Genomic DNA, 17,789 nt, shown 5'->3' on the forward strand with positions numbered 1-17,789 from the left:
GAGGGGAGACGACGGCTCCAGCTTCAAAGTGAATGCACGGCTCAGGCTCGCCCGCGGAACTCGGAGCCGAAGTCCTCCATCTCCTGGAACAACACGCCCAGGCAGTCCTCGTCCACGATTCGCTGCCCCAGGTCTTCACGAACCAGGATGAGCCTGGTCTGCTCCGCGAGCCTGAAGATCTTCACGTCCTTCGGGATCTTCTTCTCATTGAGGACCAGCCGCCGGAAATGCAACACCTGCGTCTTGGAGATGGCGCTCATGTCGAAGTCTGACTTCTTCGCGTCCATGCAAGCGACCGTCCCCAGCACGTTGGCGATGTAATACGGCGTGGTCAGAACTTTCTTACGGGGTGTCCGAAGCCGAATGGGCAGGTATTCGATGGAATTCGCCGGCGTCTCCTGCTCCAGAATGCTCTTGAGCTTTTCGGAGACCACTCGCATCGAGAACGCGTTCGGGATGCTGTCCGTCAACGTGCTGCCCCGCTCCTTCGACAAGTCGAAGACAAGGCCCTTCGGGAACCATTCCTCACAGCGGACGCCTTCCGAGAGGAGGTAACCGCGCCCATCCAGCTCTTCTTTGCGGGAAGCCTCCAGCCACGCAAAGGACTCATCCTCGTCGTCGTCCACCCAGGGGTAGTAGCTCACGGCAATCCGCTCCACTTCAGCACTTCTTCGCGATGCCCCGCTTCTTCAGAGCGGGCTTGGTGAACAAGTTGATGCTGATGGGGCCCGCTGTGGACACCCAGTCCCAGTAATTCGACTGGAGCTTCATCAGCACCTTCTTGACGTCTTCCGGTGGACTCCACTCCTTGTGCTTCTTGTCCTTCGCCAGCGCGGAATCCAATTCGTTGCGAACAACGAACATATCGTTTTTCACATGATCCGAATAGCCCGGATGGCTTCCCGAGTGGTGGGGCAAGTGGTGGAACTCCGAGTCGCGCGCCACCGCGGGGAGGAAGATGATGTTCTCTCCATTGTTGATGTTGTAGTCCACGCCCCGAAGCATCCGCATCTGGTCACTGTCGAAGTACTTATCGGAGAAGGCCTCCTCCGGAAGCAGATGGTGTGCTTGGTTGATGTACGGGGACTGGCCAATCTTGAAGTTCTGGCCATGGACGAAGGTGTATCGGCGCGCATGCGTCAGGCTGCCAGGCTTGATTCGCTTGTCCCCGCGCACACGAGTGCCTCGCGCCTGGAGCACCCCCTGGATGGTCTCAAGGTCCGCGTAGATCTTGTTCCGGCCGCCATTGCCCTTGATGTGCTTGTGGCCTTTTTCCCGATAGTCACGCGAGCGCCTGAGCCGGGCCTTCAGCTTGCCCATTCCAGCGAGATGATCTGCCTTCGCCATGCGTGCCCCCGTGGAACTCAGTTCAACTCAATCTTACCACCGCGAATGAGCTGGAGCCCCGAGGCCCGGCTCTCCACTCGAACCCCTCGAAGAAGGATGGTGCCGTCCCGGCGCAGCGTGATGCTTGCCTCGCCTACACGCAACACGATTTCCTTCTCGGCGCCGAGCACCAACCGGTCCTCCTTCGGGGTGTCCTTCGCCTCCGGCACAGAGGGCGCCGGAGCGCCAGCAGCGGCCTCGGGACGGCTCGCCACCTCGAGCAACTGCTCCAGCAGCGAAGGAGCGTTGGGGGCTTGAGCCAGCGCGACCAGCAGCGGACGTGCGGGGTCGCCGTCCTCGAACAGCAGCACGACCTCCCGGCGCTCTTCCACCGCCGACCGCAACTGCTCAACCCCGAGCGAGACGAAGCTCCGGGCCGCGACCGGCATGGACGTCGGATTGCCCGCGAAGTCCACCAGCGCCAGCCCCTCCGGATTCACCCCCATGAGCCTGCCAACACGCGCCCCGGTGATGGGCTCCCGGTGAGCGACTTGGAGCGTCTTCTCGGGCTTGGCACCATCATCATTCGAGGCCATGGGTCCCCCAATCCGACGTCGTGCCGTACAGTGCGACCTTCGCCCCAAGGAGACGGCGGTCCTGAACGATATCAGGCCCTTCCCAACCACTCCACCAACAGCGCCAGGCTCCGGCCCACGATGGCTCGCCGGACCTCGGCTCTGTCCCCGGGAAAGACGTGCCGTTCCACCGTGGCCTGTCCCCCCCGCTGGAGCACCGCGAGGTAGGCCAAGCCCACGGGCTTCTGCGGCGTGCCGCCTCCGGGTCCCGCGATGCCTGTCTCCACCAGCACCCAGTCCGCCGTGGAGCGCGCCAGGGCACCGTGGGCCATGGCCTCCACGGCCTCGGCGCTGACGGAGCCATGCGCTTGCAGCAACGCCAGCGGCACGCCGAGCTGCTCCACCTTGGACTCATACGAGTAGGGAATGAAGCCACGCTCGACCACCGCGGAGGCGCCGGGCACCTCCGTCAACGTCGCGCCCAGCAGCCCTCCCGTGCAGGCCTCCACCAACGCCAGGCGAACGCCCGCCGCTCGACACCGCTCCAGCGCCTGCCGCGCCAAGGCCACCAGGGATGCTTCCGTCATACGCCCCACTCCATCGCATCCGCGGCGGACCTGCACGCCCAAGAACGGTCATGCCGTGCGTTCCCGGCCGTGTCCTCGCTCGGGGCGCCGCACCGCGTCCGAGGCCACCGTAGCAGCCGGACATGGGGCCCAATCGGCGCACCGGGACGGGGACACCGTCCACGGTCGCGCAGTCCGTTGACCGACATCCCCTGGCCGCACTCCGGGTGGCCTCGGAGGCGGATTCCTTGACCCATCCGCACTCGTGCGCAACAGAGTGCCGCCCGTGTCCTGGCGAGCGTGGAAGGTTGGAGTCCTGGCCCTGATGGCCGCATTCCTGGCAGCCTGTGCGTCCAGGCCGGTGGCCCCTGCCCCCGTGCCAGTCCCCGAGCCCGTCGTCACGGGCCCGGTCGCCGAGGCCGAGGCCTATCTGCGCGCCTGGGCCGCGGGGGATGTCGCCTCCATGCGGCGCGCCGTCGTCAACCCGCCCGCGTACTTCGAGGTGATGCACCAGCAGTTCCGCGACGGGCTGCGCATCGTCTCCTCCCAGTTCGAGCTCGGACCGTTCCAGCGCGATGGCGACGCCAGGGTGGCCACCTACCGCGCCGTGCACCTGCTGCGCGGGCTCGGGGAATGGGAGCTGGAAGGAGCACTGCGCTTCGTCCGTCACCAGGGCCAGTGGCGCGTCCAGTGGACCCCCGCCACGCTGCACCCCGAGGCCCGCGAGGGTGACCTCTTCTCCCGCACCCGCACGGCCCCGCAGCGGGCCGACATCCTCGACTCGCAGGGGACACCGCTCACCCTGCACGGTGAGGTCATCACCATCGGCGTCGACCCCACCCGCGTCCGGAACCGCGCGGACGTGGCGGCGGCGCTCCAGGCACATACCGGCGTGAGCACCGCACAGTTCGACGCGGCGCTGAGCGCGGCGGGCACGGCGACGAGCCGCTTCGTGCCCATCACCGACCTGCCCCCCGCGCGCTACCAACAGGTGCGCCCGGCGCTGGCCCCCGTGCCCGGCATCTTCTTCCGCCGCAAGAGCGCCCGCACTCCGGAGGACGGCTTCGCGGCGCACACCCTGGGCCGGGTTGGCGAGGTGACGGCCGAGCTGCTGCCCCAGATGGGCCCCACCTATCTGCCTGGAGACCTCGTGGGCCTGTCCGGCCTGGAGCGGGCATACGAGGTCCAGCTCGCTGGCAGTCCCTCCGGTGACGTCCTGCTCATGCGCCCCTCGGGCAAGACGCAGGTCCTCTTCCACTTCGAGGGTGAGCCGGGAGCGCCCCTGTCCACCACGCTGCGCCGCGAGGTCCAGGCCGCCGCGGAGGCCGCGCTCGACGGTGTGGCCCACCCCGCGGCCCTCGTCGCCGTGGACAGCGCCACGGGGGCCATCCTCGCCGTGGCCAGCCGGCCGCTCTCGCAGCCGCTGCACCGTGCCCTCACCGGCCGCTACCCGCCCGGGTCCACGTTCAAGGTCGTCACCACGGAGGCGCTGCTCGCCCGAGGCATGCGGGTGGACTCCCCTGTCGCGTGCCCGCCGATGACGATGGTGCGCACCAAGCCCTTCCGGAACTTCGAGGGAGAGTCCCTGGGTGACACCACGCTGCGACAGGTGTTCGCCCACTCGTGCAACACCGCGTTCGTGACGCTCGCGACGGGGCTCGGCGGTGATGCGCTGAGTGCCGCGGCTCGCCGGTTCGGCTTCGATGTGCCCTATTTCCCCGGGCTGACTTCCGCCGGTGCATCGTTTCCCGCGCCCGCGGATGCCATCGAACTGGCGGCCGCCGCCATCGGTCAGGGGCGGGTGCTCGCGACGCCCATGCACATGGCCTCGGTCGCCGCGGCGGCGGAGTCTGGCGAGTGGCGCGCGCCCTACCTCGTGGAAGGCCTGGACGGCGGACCGAGCAGCCCGCTCTCGGACGGCGTCCGGGCGCCGCTGTCCGCGCTGATGCGCGCCGTCGTGATGGAGGGCTCCGGGAAGGCCGGCCGGCAGGTGCCCGGGCTCGGCGGCAAGACAGGCACCGCCGAGTTCGGCACCGTGGCGCCGCTGCCCACGCACGCGTGGTTCATCGGGTTTCGAAAGGGCGTGGGATTCGCCGTCCTGGTGGAAGGCGGTGGCGTGGGCGGGCGCGTTGCAGCACCCATCGCCGCGAAGTTCGCTGGTGCGCTGTAACGCGCCCGAGCTTTCACACACAGGCTCCGCAACGACAAGGCCCCAGCACGCGGCGTTCCTCCCGCCGCGCGCCGCCGGTGCTCAGGCTCCGCGACGACGCAGCGCCATGGCCAGTCCCGCGAACGCCAACACCACCCACAGCGCCACCGCGCCCGGCCCCGTCGCGTTGCAGCCGCCACCGCCCACGTCCGCGCCGCTATCCGGCGGAGTGCCCGCGTCGGGCGTCTGTGGCCCCGCGTCCGGCTGCTGCGTACCCGCGTCCGGCGTGCCCGCGTCCGGCGGCTTCGTCAGCGCGCTCTCATCGAAGTACGCGCCACACGCCGGGTCACTCCCGCCGGCCGCGCGGTGGTCCAGCGCCAGCGCATAGGCGCCCGCGCCGAAGCCCGCCATGGGCGTGTTGTACTTATACGCGCCGTTCAGCTCGTCATACGTCTCCGCCACGGCCAGGTAGTTCTTCAACGACTGGTCCGTCACCCACTTCAGCACGCGGTCCGCACGCGCCACATCGCCGCCCATGCGCTTGGCCATCGCGCCGCGCAGGCTGACGATGACCCACTCCGCGCTGTCGTACTCGCCGCCCCAAGGGCTCAAGTCCGCGCCATCCGGGTGGTCATACCGGTCATCGTTGCGCTGCCATCCCGCACCCGCCGGTGAGGACAGGCGCAGGTCCAGTCCATGATAGGTCGCCTGGGCAATCTTCCCCGCCGGGTCGAACAGCTCGAAGGCGAACGCGTCGAACACCGCCGCGTCCCAGTAGCCCCTGCCCTTCCTCAGTTCCTCCAGGTTCGAGGCCAGCGCGAAGTTGCTGTCCGTCAGCGTCTCCGCCATCGCCCGGCGCAAGGACTCGCCCGCCTGCCGGTAGCGCTGCGCGCGCTCCGTGTCGCCCACCCGCTCCGCCAGCTCCGCCGCGTCACACAGGCCGCGCGCCGCCGTGAGGCTGGTGTACGTCCACGACCGCTGCCGCCCTTTCCAGTGCGTTTCCCAGATGGACGAGTCCGGACGGATGAGCCCCGTCACCGGGTTGATGAGCGCCACCAGCGCGTCCCCCACCTTCGTGGACACCGTGGGCCAGGTCTGGTCCACCAGCGTGGTGTCGCCCGTCGTCCGCTCGTAGTGCCGCAGCGCCCACAGGAAGAGACCGAAGCCGTCGAACTCGATGTTCGGCCCCGCCTCGTTGAAGTCCGTCTCCTCCACGCCGAAGCCGTGGTAGCGCGTGAGGGTGATGATGTACGGCGGCATCGAATACGGCTCCAGCTCACGCCAGTGCTGGAAGCGGCCACTGTCCGCGTTGAGGTAGTAGGACAGCGCGTCGCGGGCATTGCTCTGCATGCCCAACGTGGCCATGGCCGCCACCGCGTAGGCCCCGTCCCGAATCCAGGCGTACGTCCACTGCCCGGGCGGCAGGCTCGCCAGCACCGCGCCGTAGCCCGCGTGGCGAACCACGCCTGGCAGCGACGCCGGCGCTCCGCCGGGCGCCTTGAAGCGCGTGCGGCGCGGCTCGCCATCCCGCGACAGGAACTCGCGCAGGTACACGTCGCGTGAACGCACCTGCGCCATGTGCAGCACCACCGCCGAGTGCCGCAGCAGGGACTCCTCGTCCGCCGACATGCCCGCGGGCACCTTCACCGTGTCCGTCTGGAATGCCGCCCACCGCGCCACTTCCGCGTCCACCAGCGCCTGGGCGTTGGACGCGCCCGCGTACTCCGTCAGCCACTGCCGCACCGTGTCCCCGGCCGCGGGGTCACCATGGTGCGCGAAGGCCACGCCCACCCACCGCTCCGCGCCCGCTGGGATGTCCCCCAGGTTGAACTGGTACGCCGTCGCCCAGCCCGTGCCCGCCGAGGGCTGCGCCGTGAAGTCCTGCAGGTCCTGCCCGCCGCCCCCATTCACCACCGAGTAGGCGTTCTGCGGTCCCGTCGTCGTGGACAGCCACGCCGACTTCCGGGCCACCGCGCCCAACGGCCGCGCCACCAACACCCCCGCGAAGCCCTTCTCCACGAAGTCGTTGCCGCTCAGCTCCACCGTCTCGCCATTCTCATCCAGGTCCGCCATCACGCCCGGACGGCCGAAGCCCAGGTGGAAGTTGTGGAGCGAGAAGGCACTCACGCCCGTGACGGCCGACGCGCCGGTGTTGCGCACGCGCAGCGCCATGACGAAGGACGCGTGCGGCAGGCCCTGCGGCGCGAAGACGAACGTCGTCGCCTCCAGCGTTCCCACCCGCTGCACCAGCGCGCCCAGCCCCGTACCGCCTGTCTTCTCCGGCGCCCACGCCGCGTAGCCGCTGGCGTCCCGGTCCGCCTCCTGCGTGCTGAGCCAGCGCTGCGTGCCCCCGGAGCGCAGCCCGAAGAACGCGTCGAAGAGCAGGTCGCGGGCGTGAATCACCTTCGGCTGGCCATTCTCGAAGACGTCATGGCCCGCCGCGTCGATGACGGGCTCCTCGGTGGCGAACAGGTGCTCGCGGAAGTGCGTCACCTTGCGCTGCTCCACATCCAACATCACCGCGCCATGCCCGTTGGACGACGGCAGGCGCAGGAAGGAGCGCTGGACGGGGACTTCCGCGCGGGCGCCGGCGCCCACGGCGCACAGCAGCGCGAGGAGCAGCACGGGCGGCTGGCCAGGTCGGCGATACAGGCGGGGGGTGGGAATCATCCGGCGGATTCTGGGACCCTTCCCGTCTCAGGCCAACGGTCTTGCTGACCTTCCCGGAAAAGGCTGTTTCAACAGGGGGTTCAGCCGGGACTCTGGCGCCTCCGCGCAACCACCTGTCGCCACCCTCTCCCCAAGAAATGGGACTCATCACGTACTGACTGGTGACGCGGCACCGGACGACCCACCGCCGCAGGGGACCTCATGACTTCGCTCGCCCGGCCCGCGAGGCTGACCTGGCAGAACCGCGGCACCTTCCTTCGCGTCCTGCTGACGCAGGTGCTCTACGTCGCCCCGCTCTTCTGGTTCATGGAGCTGGCGCAGAACGTGGCCTGGCGGTGGATGAATGGGGACTGGGGTTGGGTGTTCCCCAAGTCGCCGTACCACTGGTTCTCCTTCGGGAGCCTCATCCTGTGGGCCGGCTGCGTGGCGCTCCTGTGGAGCCTGCACTTCTTCTGGTTCTACCCACGCCGCGTGAAGGTCTGGCCGCGGCTGGCCATTGGCGCCGGGGTGTGCTGGACGGGCGAATGGGTGGGCGGCTACGTCGCGGCCAATGTCTTCAACTATCCGCTCCAGGTGTGGCCCGGCTCACCGCTCGTCTACGTCCACTACAGCGCCCTGTTCTTCTGGGTGAGCAACTGCATCGTCTATCACCTGCTCACCAACGACGTGGTGGACCTCACGCCCGAATACGACGCGCCCCCGACGACGACTCGCCGCGCCCAGGTGGCCTGAGGCTCACGCGCCCTGAGGCAGCTTCAAGCGCGCGCGGCAGCCCTTGCCCTCGGGGCGGTTCTCCAGACGCAGGCTGCCCCCGTGGGCCTCCGCGATTTGCCGGCTGAGCGCCAGGCCGATGCCGCTGCCCTGGGGCTTGGTGGTGAAGAAGGGCACGAAGAGGTTGCCCGTGTCCGTCATGCCGGGGCCCTCGTCCTCCACCCAGACCTCCACCGCGCCCGGCGACAGCACGGCCCACGACACCCAGACGTCCCCCGCGGCCTCCGGCGCGGACAGCACCGCGTCCACCGCGTTGCGCACCAGGTTGATGAGCAACTGCTCCAATTGGTCCACGTCGCCCCGCAGCACCAACCCGGGGCCCGCGCGCACGCCCACCTTCCGGCGCTTCTCCAGCGCGGCCACCCGGCGCACCCACGCGTCCACCTCCACGGCGCCCAGCGTCGGAGGCGGCAACCGCGCGAGGCTGGCGTAGGCGGACATGAAGCGCGCCAGGGATTGGGAGCGACGGGCGACGATGCCCAGTCCGCTCTTCGCGTCCTCTTCCCAGTCGGACGGACGCGGCGCCATGAGCAACGTGTCGCGCAGCGCCTCCGCGATGGAGCCGATGGGCGCCAGCGAGTTGTTGATTTCGTGGCTCAACACCCGCACCAGCCGTTGCCAGGCCTCGCGCTCTTGCTCACGCAATGCCAGCCGCAGGTCCGCGAGCACCACCAACTGGTGCGGCAGGCCGCCCTGCCGGAAGGAGCCTCGCCGCAGCTCGTAGGGGCCGCCCTCCTCCGCGAAGGAGCGCGTCAGCCTGCGAGGCACGTCGCCCTCCAGCAGGTCCGTCAGGCCCAGGGCTCCGGCGCCCTTGCCCACCAACTGCGAGCGTGACGCGCCCAGCAGCCGCTCGCCCGCGCGGTTCACCAGCCGCAGCGTGCCCGTCACGTCGAAGGCCAGCACGCCGACGTCAATCTCCTCCATCACCTGCTCCAGGAGCGCGCCCGCCTCCAGCACCCCCAGCCGCTGCTCGCGCAGGGTGTCCCCCAGCGCGTTCACCTCCAGCAGCACCTCGCCCAGCGCATCCCCCGCCCGCGCGCCCCGGCCGCGCACGGAGTAGTCCCCTTCGCGCAGGGCGGCCAGCAGGTTGGCCACCGCGTGCAACGGCCGCATCACCCGCTCGCGCACCAGCAGGCCCACGCCCAGGAAGGTGCCCACCACCAGGGAGGTCAGCGTCCACTGCACCTTGGAAGAGAAGTCCCCCAACCACACCAGCACGAGCGCGGCCACCGAGCCCGGCAGACCCGCGAGCCACGCGAGCCCGAGCACCTGCAGGTCATGCGGCGGTGGCTGGCGCTCCTCGCTCACCGAGCGCCCTTGATGCCGTAGTACTGGAGCCGCCGGTACAGCGCGCTGCGCGACAGCCCCAGTCCCTTCGCCGCCTCGCTCACGTTGCCTTCGTGCCGCGCCAGCGCCCGCTCGATGAGGTAGCGCTCCACCTCCTCCAGCGTCATCTCCTCCAGCCGCGTCATGCCCTCGCGGCCCGCCCGCTTGAGCAGCAGGTCCTCCTGCGTCACCTCGTCACCCGACGCCATCAGCATCGCGCGCTCCACCGCGTGCTCCAGCTCGCGCACGTTGCCCGGCCATGCATAGGCCAGCAGGGCCTCCAGCGCCTCCGAGGACAGCCGGACGTTGGGCCTGCCGTAGCGCCGGCCCTGTTCGGCTAGGAAGTGCGCGGCCAGCAGCGGGATGTCCTCGCGACGCTCGCGCAGGGGCGGAAGCTGCACCTCCACCGTGTTGAGGCGGTACAGCAAATCTTCCCGGAAGCGGCCCTCCGCCACCGCCCGCGACAGGTCCACGTTGGTGGCGCTCACCACGCGCACGTCCACCCGCCGCGTCTTCGACGAGCCCACCGGGTGCAGCTCGCCCGTCTGGAGCACGCGCAGCAGCTTGGCCTGCTGCGACAGCGGCATGTTGCCAATCTCGTCCAGGAAGAGCGTGCCGCCGTCCGCCAGCTCGAAGCAGCCGATGCGGTCCGACTTCGCGTCCGTGAAGGCGCCCTTCACGTGGCCGAACAGCTCGCTCTCGAAGACGCCTTCGGACAGGCCGCCGGAGTTGACCGCGACGAAAGGCCGCTCCGAGCGCGTGGAGCCCCCATGAATCAGCCGCGCCACCACCTCCTTGCCCGTGCCGTGCTCGCCCGTCACCAGCACGTTGGCGCCAGACGGCGCCACCCGCTCGATGAGCCGCCGCACCGGCTGCATGGACCGCGACTCGGACACCATGGTGAGCTGATTGCCCTGCCCCCGGCGCAGGTGCTGGTTCTCCTCCTCCAGCCGGCGGCTGCGCTTCAGCGCCCGGCGCAGCTCCAGTTGGGTGCGCAGCGTGGCCAGCAGGCGCGTGTTGTCCCAGGGCTTCTGCACATAGTCGCGAGCACCGGCGCGCATGGCCTCCACCGCGCCCTCCACGCTGCCCCACGCCGTCATCACCACCACCGGCAGGGACGCATCCTGCGCGCGGATGCGGCCAAGCAGGTCGATGCCCTCCTGCCCGGAGGTGGTGTCGCGCGCGTAGTTCAGGTCCATCAGGACCAGGTCCACGTCCTCGGCCTCCAGCGTGGCGAGCGCACCCGCGGGCGACTGCGAGGTGACGACGGTGAGTCCGTCCCGCTTGAGGAGCAGCCGGAGGGCCTCCAGGACGTCCGCCTGGTCGTCGGCGACAAGGACACACGGAGGCCGCGCGGCGGCACTGGGGGGATTCGGGAGGGAGGAGGCGGATTCAGACACAGGGGACACCAATGGGGGGAATGTGCCAGAAACAACCGGCGGCGGTCGCGCGGGTTGTAGGCGGCCGGGGACCTCAGGCGCCCTGCAACCAACCATCCGCGAGCTGGATGACGCGGTGGCCGTAGGCGGCGTTCGCCTCCGAGTGCGTCACCTGGATGATGGTGGTGCCATCCCGGTTGAGGCCCTGGAAGACCTCCATGATTTGCTTCGCCTGCTGCGAATGGAGGTTGCCCGTGGGCTCGTCCGCCAGCAGCACCTTGGGGTTGGCGATGAGCGCCCGGGCGATGCCCACGAGCTGCTGCTGCCCACCGGAGAGCTGCGAGGGGAAGAGGTCCTTCTTCCCCACGAGCTGGAAGCGGTCCAGCATGTCGCCCACCAGGGCCTCGCGCTCGCCGCGCTTGAGGTCGCGGTAGGACAGCGGCACCTCCAGGTTCTCCGCCACCGTCAGGTTGTCCAGCAGGTGGTACTGCTGGAACACGAAGCCGATGGTGCGCCGGGAAAGCTCCCCGCGCGCCTTGGGCTTCATGGCATGTACCGCCTGGCCATCCAGCAGGTACTCACCCGTCCAGTCCACGTCCAGCATGCCCAGGATGGAGAGCAGCGTGGACTTGCCCGCGCCCGACGGCCCCATCAGCGTGACGAACTCGCCCGGCTGGATGTCCAGGTCGATGCGGCGCAGCACCCAGGCCCGGCCACCAGCCAGGGGGTAGGACTTCTCGACGTTCCTCAGGGAGATGAGCGGAGCTGGCATGTCCGTCTCAGCGGCGCTGCTCGTCCTGGACGATGCGGCCGTCGAAGAGGCTCACCGTGCGGGTGGCCACGCGCGCGTGCGCCGGGTCGTGCGTCACCATGCAGATGGTGGCGCCGCCCTTGTGGAGCTCCGTCAAGAGCTGCATCACCGCCTCGCCGTTCTTCGAGTCCAGGTTACCCGTGGGCTCGTCCGCCAGGAGGATGAGCGGGTCGCCCGCCACCGCGCGCGCCACCGCCACGCGCTGCTGCTGACCACCGGAGAGCTGCCCCGGCATGTGACGGGCCCGGTGCGCCATGCCCACCTTCTCCAGCGCGCGCTCCACCCGCTGCTTTCGCTCGGCGGCGGGCATGCCCCGGTACGTCAGCGGCAGCTCCACGTTCTCGAACACCGTCAGGTCGCCGATGAGGTTGAAGCTCTGGAAGATGAAGCCGATGTGCCGGTTGCGCACCAGCGCCCGGTCCGTCGCGGACAGGTCCAACACGCTGCGCCCGTCCAGCAGGTAGGCCCCGCGCGTCGCCGTGTCCAGCAGCCCCAGCACCGCCAGCAAGGTGGACTTGCCCGAGCCCGACGGGCCGACAATCGCCACCCACTCTCCCTTGCGCACGTTGAGGTGGATGTTGGAGAGCGCGTGCGTCTCCACGTCCTCGGTCTCGAAGACCTTGGTCAGTCCGTCCAGGTGGATGAGCGCCTTGCCGGGCTCCGCGCCCGCGTCCTCCTGCGCCACCGCGCCTTCCGGGGAAGCAGCCGTCTTCGTGTCGTTCGTCATCATCGCTGACCCACCCGCTCCACCGCGTTCCACGCGGTCATGTCTGAAGTCTCCATCGGCCTACTCCGCTCGCAGGGCGATGGCCGGGTCCACGCGCGTGGCCCGGCGCGCCGGAAGCCAGGCGGCCAGCACGGCCACCGTGCCCAGCAGCAATGCCACGCCCGCGAAGGTCCACCCGTCGTACGCCGCTACCCCATACAGCATTGCATCCAACAGCCGCGCCAATCCCAGCGACAGCCCCAGGCCCAGCACCACGCCCAGCGCGGTGAGCCGCAGGCCCTGCCCCAGCACCAGCGTCAGCACGCGGGTCCGCGAGGCCCCCAGCGCCATGCGGATGCCCATCTCCCGCGTGCGCTGCGCCACCGAGTAGCCGATGACGCCGGAGATGCCGAGCGCCGCCAGCAGCAGCGCCGTGCCCGCGAACAGGCCCATCAGCAGCGCCGACACCTGGCGGGAGCTGATGGACTCATCCACCAACCGCGTCAGCGGCGCCACCGCGTACAACGCCAGGTTGCCATCCACGGCGCGCAGCTCCGCTTCGATGGCGGTGCGCAGCGCCTCCGGGCTGCCGCCGGACTTCGCCCGGACCGCGAGCGCCAGGAAGGGCGTGGGCACCTTCGCCGCCGGATAGTACGCGGCGGGCCGCGCGGGCGTATCCAGGCCCCATTCGCGCACGTCGTCCACGATGCCCACCACGGTGGTCCACTGCGCCGTATCCCAGTGCAGCTTCAACCGCTGGCCCAGCGCATCCCCCTGGGGCCAGTAGAGGTCTGCGAAGGTCTTGTTGATGACCACCTGCCAGGGTGCGTCCGGCCCCTCCGTCCCGTCTCCCTCCAGGAGGTGCCCCTGGCGCGGGGTGACGCGCAGCGTGCGCAGGTAACCCGGGCTGACGGCGCGGAACTCCACCGCGGGCCAGACCTCACCCGGCGCCTGCGGCCGTCCCTCGATGTCGAAGCTGCTGTCCGAGCGCCCTCCCAGCGGCAGCAGGTTGGTGACCCCCACGGACTCCACGCCCGGGAGCGACTGGAGCCGGCCCAACAGCTCCCGCTGGAAGGCCACCTTGGATGCCGCGTCCGGGTAGCGCGCGGAGGGCAGCACGAGCTTGCCCGTGAGCACGCCCTCGGGCGTGAAGCCCGCGTCCACCGCGCGCAGGGCCAGGAAGCTCTTGGTGAACAGCCCCGCGCCCACCAGGAGCACCAGCGCCACCGCGACCTGCCCCACCACCAGCCCCGCGCGCATCCGGCCCGAACCATGGCCCTCCGTGCTCCGGCTGCCCTCGCGCATGGCGACGCTCAAGTCCTCCCGGCTGCCATGCAGCGCCGGACCGAGCCCGAAGAGCACGCCCGTGAGGAGGCTCACGCTCAGGGTGAACACCAGCGGCCGCGCATCCAGCCGCACCTGGCTCGCGCGAGGCAGCGCCTCTCCCACCAGCGCCACCAACGCGTCCGTGCCCCACAACGCCAGCAGCATCCCCAGCACCCCGCCCGCCAGGGACAGCACCAGGCTCTCGGTGAGGAACTGCGCCACCAGCCGGCCCCGGCTCGCCCCCAGCGCGGCGCGGATGGACACCTCGCGTCCACGCGCCGCCATCCGGGCCAGCAGCAGGTTGGCCACGCTGCTGCACGCCGCCAGCAGCACGAAGCCCACCGCGCCCAGCAGCAGCCACAGCGTGCCGCGCACGTTGCCCACGACCTTTTCATCCAGTGACGTCACCGAGAAGGACCAACCCACCTTCCGGTACCGCGAGGGGACGGCCTCCTCCATCTCCAGCGCCACGCGCGCCAGGTCCGTGCGCGCCGCGTCCTGCGTCACGCCGGGCTTCAACCGCCCCACCACCGACAGGAACCGGGCGCCGCGTTGGTCCTCCTGCCGCTGTGCCTCCGTGGGCACGAAGGGCACGTACATCTCCGCCCAGGCGGGGTAGGCCACCCCCGCGGGCAACACGCCCACCACCGTGTACGGCTCGCCGTCGAGCTGCATCGTCTGGCCCAGCACCTGCGCGTCCCGCGCGAAGTGCACGCGCCACGCCGTGTCGGTGAGCACCACCACCCGCTCACGTCCCTGGACGGCCTCCGCCTCCGTGAAGGCGCGGCCGAGCACCGGCGACACGCCCAGCGTGGTGAAGAAGGACGGTGTGGCCACCACCGCGGCGAGCTGCTGGGGGATTTCCCTGCCCGTGAGCGTCAGGTTGCCGCCCCGGTAGGCCGCCACCGATTCGAAGGCGCGCGACCGCGTCGCCAGGTCGACGTACTCCGGCACGGACAGGGAGATGTCCTCGAGCCCGGCCTGCGCGATGTTCCCCTGGAGGTGCACCACCCGCTCGGGCTCCGAGAAGGGCGGCGGCGTGAGGAGCACCCCATTCACCACGCTGAAGACGGCGCTGTTGGCGCCAATCCCCAGCGCCAGCGCGAGCACCGCCACCAGCGCGAAGCCGGGGCTCTGGCGCAGCGAGCGCAGCGTGTGCCGCACGTCACGGCGAAGTGCGTCCATCATCGCAGCCGCACCCGCTCCACGGCGTCCCACGCGGCCATGTCCGACAACACCACCTGGTCACCTTCTTGAAGGCCCTGCAGCACCTCCACCGCGTTCACCGAGCCCCGGCCCAGTTGCACCGGAACGCGGACGGCTTCATCGCTGCCCGGCATCAAGCGGAAGAGGGCCATGGTGGCATTGGGCTGCGCGCCAGCCGGGCGCCCCACGGACAGCACGTCACCCAGCCGCTCCAGCTCCACCGTGCCCTCCACCGTCAAATCCGGCCGCGCGCCGCGGGGGAGCTCCGCGGGCAGCGACACCTCCACGCGCACCGTGCCCTGGCTCGCCGCGGGCGCCACCCGCGCCACCTGGCCTTCCACCACGCCGTTGCGGGTGTCCACCAACGCCTTCAGCCCAGGCTGGATGTCGCGCGCCTGCGTCTCCGCGATGCGCAGCTCCGCCTTCAGCCGCTCCGGCTTCACCACCTTCGCCAGCAGCACGCCCGGCGTCACCCACTGCCCCAGCTCCAGCGGCAGGTCCTGGAGCACGCCATCCTCACCCGCGAGCACCTTCATCGACTCCACCTGCGCGCGGCGGAAGCGGGCCACCGCCTTCAGGCGTTCCACCTGTCCCTGCTGCGCGGTGAGCTGCTCTTTCATGCTGGACGCCACCACCTGGAGCTTCTTGCGCTCCAGCTCCAGGCGACGGTTCAGCTCCGCGGCCTTCTCGCGCGCCTGCTGCATCTCCAGGTCGCCGATGTGTGCCTTCTGGTGAAGGGCCTCGTTCGCGTCGGCGCGGCGTCCCGCCTCGGCGGACTCGTTGATGAGCGACGCCACCATGGCCTCCTGGGCCAGCCGCTGCGTCTCCAGCTCCATGCGCACCTGGATGAGGTCGGCCTCCACGCTGGCCAGCTGACGCTCGGCCTCCAAGGCCTGGAGCTGCACGTCCGGGTTCGACAGCTCCAACAGGAGCGTGTCCGCCGTCACCGTGGCCCCGGGCCGCACGTGGATGCGCTCCACCCGGCCCGCCGTGTCCGCGGTGAGCCAGCGGATGTACTCCGGCACCAGCGTGCCCGCGCCCTTCACCTGGCGCACCATGGGTCCGCGCTTCACCGTATCCAACCACACCGAGGCCCGCTCCACCGTGGGCGCCGCCGGACGCAGCCGTGACAGGCCCACCGTCACCAACAGGAGCACGCAGGCTCCACCGATGGCGAGCACCCAGGGCTTGCGACGCGGCTTCTTGGCTTTGGGAATGTCCACGCCCCTGCCCAGAGCGAGGCTCGTGCCAAAGCCAGCACCCGCGCCAACCCCCTGGAATTGCTCAGGGTGATGGACTGCCTCGCGGAGGCCGTGCCCACTTGCGGAAAGTGCCGTCCCAGAAGCGGACAGCGGCCGGAAGGGGGTGGAGGCCCCTGGGGGCGCCAGCGCTAAGGTGCGCGACCATGTCGGCCTCCCTTCTCGAAGTGTTCCTGGACCATGCACACCGCGCGCCCGAGCGGCCCCTGCTGACGTTCGAGCAGGAGCGCTTCACCTACGGGCAGTTCGCCACGCACGTCACGGCCTTCGCCCGGGGCCTCAAGCAGCGCGGGCTCCAGCCGGGGGAGCGGGTGGCGCTCTTCCTGGAGAACAGCGCCCGCTTCGCCATCGCCTACCTGGGCGTGCAGGCCGCGGGCGGCGTGGTGGTGCTGGTCAACACCGCCTACCGGCAGGTGGAGCTGGCCCACATCCTGTCCGACGCGGAGGTCTGCGGCTGCGTCACCGGCGCGGCGGGCGCCGCGGAGCTGGTGCCGCTGCGGGCCCAGCTGCCCTCGCTCCAGTGGCTCATCACCGTGGAGCGCCCCACCACCGCGCTGCCCGAGTCGCTCACGGAGGTCCCCTTCGACACGCTGCTCGCGGAGGGCGCCTCCGCCGCCGCGCCGCTGGTGATGCCGCGTCCGGAGGACCTGGCGGTGCTGGGCTACACCTCCGGCACCACCGGCCGCTCCAAGGGCGCCATGCTGCTGCACCGCAACCTGCGGGCCAACGTGCGGGCCGTCACCGAGGCGTGGCGGTGGACGGAGCAGGACAGGCTGCTGCTCACCCTGCCGCTGTTCCACACCCACGGCCTGATGGTGGGCCTGCACGGCACGCTGTTCACCGGCGCCAGCGTGGACCTGCGCCGCCGCTTCAACGCCGCCGAGTCCCTGTCCGCGCTGCGCGATGACGCCTCGCTCACGATGTTCTTCGGCGTGCCCACCATGTACAGCCGCCTGCTGGAGGAGGCCCGCGCGTCACGCGTGAAGCCGCGCGCGCTGCGCCTGTGGGTGTCCGGCTCGGCGCCGCTCAGTCCCCAGCTCTTCGCGGACATCGAAGCGGAGTTGGGCGCCCGCATCCTGGAGCGCTACGGGATGACGGAGACCATCATGAACACCACCAACCCCTACGAGGGCGAGCGCCGCCCCGGCACGGTGGGCTTCGCCTACCCCGGCCAGGAGGCGCGCGTGGTGGACGTGCGCACGCGCCAGCCGCGGCCGCGCGGCGAGACGGGCGAAATCGAGGTGCGGGGGCCTCACGTCTTCGCCGGGTACTGGCGCCGCCAGGACGCCACCGCCGAGTCCTTCGACGCGGACGGATGGTTCCGCACGGGCGACCTGGGAGATATGGACGCGGACGGCTACCTGCGCATCACCGGGCGGGCGCGCGAGCTCATCATCAGCGGCGGCTTCAACGTGTACCCGCGCGAGGTGGAGGAGGTGCTCGCCATGCACCCGGGCGTCGCGGAGGTCGCGGTCCTGGGCCTGCCGGACGCGGACCTGGGCGAGCAGGTAGTGGCCGTGGTGGTGCCTCACCCCGGGGCGACCCCGCCGGAGTCCCAGTCCCTGGTGGACTGGTGCAAGGACCGGCTCGCCAGCTTCAAGAAGCCGCGCCAGGTCATCTTCACGGATGCGCTGCCGCGCAATGCGTTGGGCAAGGTGCAGAAGCACCTCCTCCGGGCAGCACTGGTGCCACCTGGCACGCGATGAGCCGCGCATCCAC

14 protein-coding genes are annotated in these 17,789 nt (G+C 70.4%); 3 read left to right on the forward strand and 11 right to left on the reverse strand.

Features of this window, described 5'->3' with window-relative positions; all coding sequences use genetic code 11:
- Positions 1-41: 41 nt before the first annotated feature.
- The 4 genes from FMP39_RS09650 to FMP39_RS09665 form a co-directional block, all read right to left on the reverse strand.
- On the reverse strand, positions 42-644 hold the full coding sequence (locus tag FMP39_RS09650; RefSeq protein ID WP_141589656.1) for a DUF1629 domain-containing protein: 603 nt from the start codon (positions 642-644) through the stop codon (positions 42-44).
- A 16-nt stretch (positions 645-660) separates the two neighbouring features.
- Complete coding sequence (locus FMP39_RS09655; protein WP_194858321.1) at positions 661-1,320, reverse strand: AHH domain-containing protein; 660 nt, start codon at positions 1,318-1,320, stop codon at positions 661-663.
- 44 nt (positions 1,321-1,364) lie between these two features.
- Positions 1,365-1,922, reverse strand: a complete 558-nt coding sequence (locus FMP39_RS09660) for a DUF6484 domain-containing protein (protein WP_141589658.1) — start codon at positions 1,920-1,922, stop codon at positions 1,365-1,367.
- 71 nt (positions 1,923-1,993) lie between these two features.
- Complete coding sequence (locus FMP39_RS09665) at positions 1,994-2,488, reverse strand: CinA family protein (protein WP_141589659.1); 495 nt, start codon at positions 2,486-2,488, stop codon at positions 1,994-1,996.
- Between the two features lie 304 nt (positions 2,489-2,792).
- Between FMP39_RS09665 and FMP39_RS09670 the strand changes: the two genes are divergently transcribed.
- A complete protein-coding gene (locus tag FMP39_RS09670) occupies positions 2,793-4,637 on the forward strand; it encodes a penicillin-binding transpeptidase domain-containing protein (RefSeq protein ID WP_228557837.1) in 1,845 nt (614 codons plus the stop codon).
- A gap of 81 nt (positions 4,638-4,718) precedes the next feature.
- Here FMP39_RS09670 and FMP39_RS09675 read toward each other — a convergent pair whose 3' ends face one another.
- On the reverse strand, positions 4,719-7,286 hold the full coding sequence (locus FMP39_RS09675; RefSeq protein ID WP_141589661.1) for a glycoside hydrolase family 15 protein: 2,568 nt from the start codon (positions 7,284-7,286) through the stop codon (positions 4,719-4,721).
- A 201-nt stretch (positions 7,287-7,487) separates the two neighbouring features.
- Here FMP39_RS09675 and FMP39_RS09680 point away from each other — a divergent pair, with 201 nt between their 5' ends.
- Positions 7,488-8,018 (forward strand): hypothetical protein, encoded by a 531-nt coding sequence (locus tag FMP39_RS09680; RefSeq protein ID WP_141589662.1) that lies wholly within the window; start codon positions 7,488-7,490, stop codon positions 8,016-8,018.
- 3 nt (positions 8,019-8,021) lie between these two features.
- Here the strand turns inward: FMP39_RS09680 and FMP39_RS09685 are convergent, their stop codons facing one another.
- From FMP39_RS09685 to FMP39_RS09710, 6 genes are all read right to left on the reverse strand, one after another.
- Positions 8,022-9,365 (reverse strand): PAS domain-containing sensor histidine kinase, encoded by a 1,344-nt coding sequence (locus FMP39_RS09685; RefSeq protein ID WP_141589663.1) that lies wholly within the window; start codon positions 9,363-9,365, stop codon positions 8,022-8,024.
- Positions 9,362-10,795: a sigma-54 dependent transcriptional regulator gene (locus FMP39_RS09690; protein ID WP_141589664.1), complete on the reverse strand. Its 1,434-nt coding sequence runs from the start codon at positions 10,793-10,795 to the stop codon at positions 9,362-9,364. The genes FMP39_RS09685 and FMP39_RS09690 overlap by 4 nt, the downstream gene beginning before the upstream one ends.
- Before the next feature lie 61 nt (positions 10,796-10,856).
- Positions 10,857-11,534 (reverse strand): ABC transporter ATP-binding protein, encoded by a 678-nt coding sequence (locus FMP39_RS09695; RefSeq protein WP_141589665.1) that lies wholly within the window; start codon positions 11,532-11,534, stop codon positions 10,857-10,859.
- Between the two features lie 7 nt (positions 11,535-11,541).
- On the reverse strand, positions 11,542-12,303 hold the full coding sequence (locus FMP39_RS09700; RefSeq protein WP_020478064.1) for an ABC transporter ATP-binding protein: 762 nt from the start codon (positions 12,301-12,303) through the stop codon (positions 11,542-11,544).
- A gap of 57 nt (positions 12,304-12,360) precedes the next feature.
- A complete protein-coding gene (locus tag FMP39_RS09705; protein ID WP_194858330.1) occupies positions 12,361-14,790 on the reverse strand; it encodes an ABC transporter permease in 2,430 nt (809 codons plus the stop codon).
- On the reverse strand, positions 14,790-16,034 hold the full coding sequence (locus FMP39_RS09710) for an HlyD family secretion protein (RefSeq protein ID WP_141589667.1): 1,245 nt from the start codon (positions 16,032-16,034) through the stop codon (positions 14,790-14,792). Before FMP39_RS09710 ends, FMP39_RS09705 begins: the two co-directional genes overlap by 1 nt.
- Positions 16,035-16,216: 182 nt before the next feature.
- Between FMP39_RS09710 and FMP39_RS09715 the strand changes: the two genes are divergently transcribed.
- A complete protein-coding gene (locus FMP39_RS09715) occupies positions 16,217-17,776 on the forward strand; it encodes an AMP-binding protein (RefSeq protein ID WP_141589668.1) in 1,560 nt (519 codons plus the stop codon).
- The last annotated feature ends 13 nt before the right edge of the window (positions 17,777-17,789 follow it).

The sequence above is a fragment of the Myxococcus sp. AB056 genome, from assembly GCF_006547365.1.
In the GTDB taxonomy this organism is placed as follows: domain Bacteria; phylum Myxococcota; class Myxococcia; order Myxococcales; family Myxococcaceae; genus Myxococcus; species Myxococcus virescens.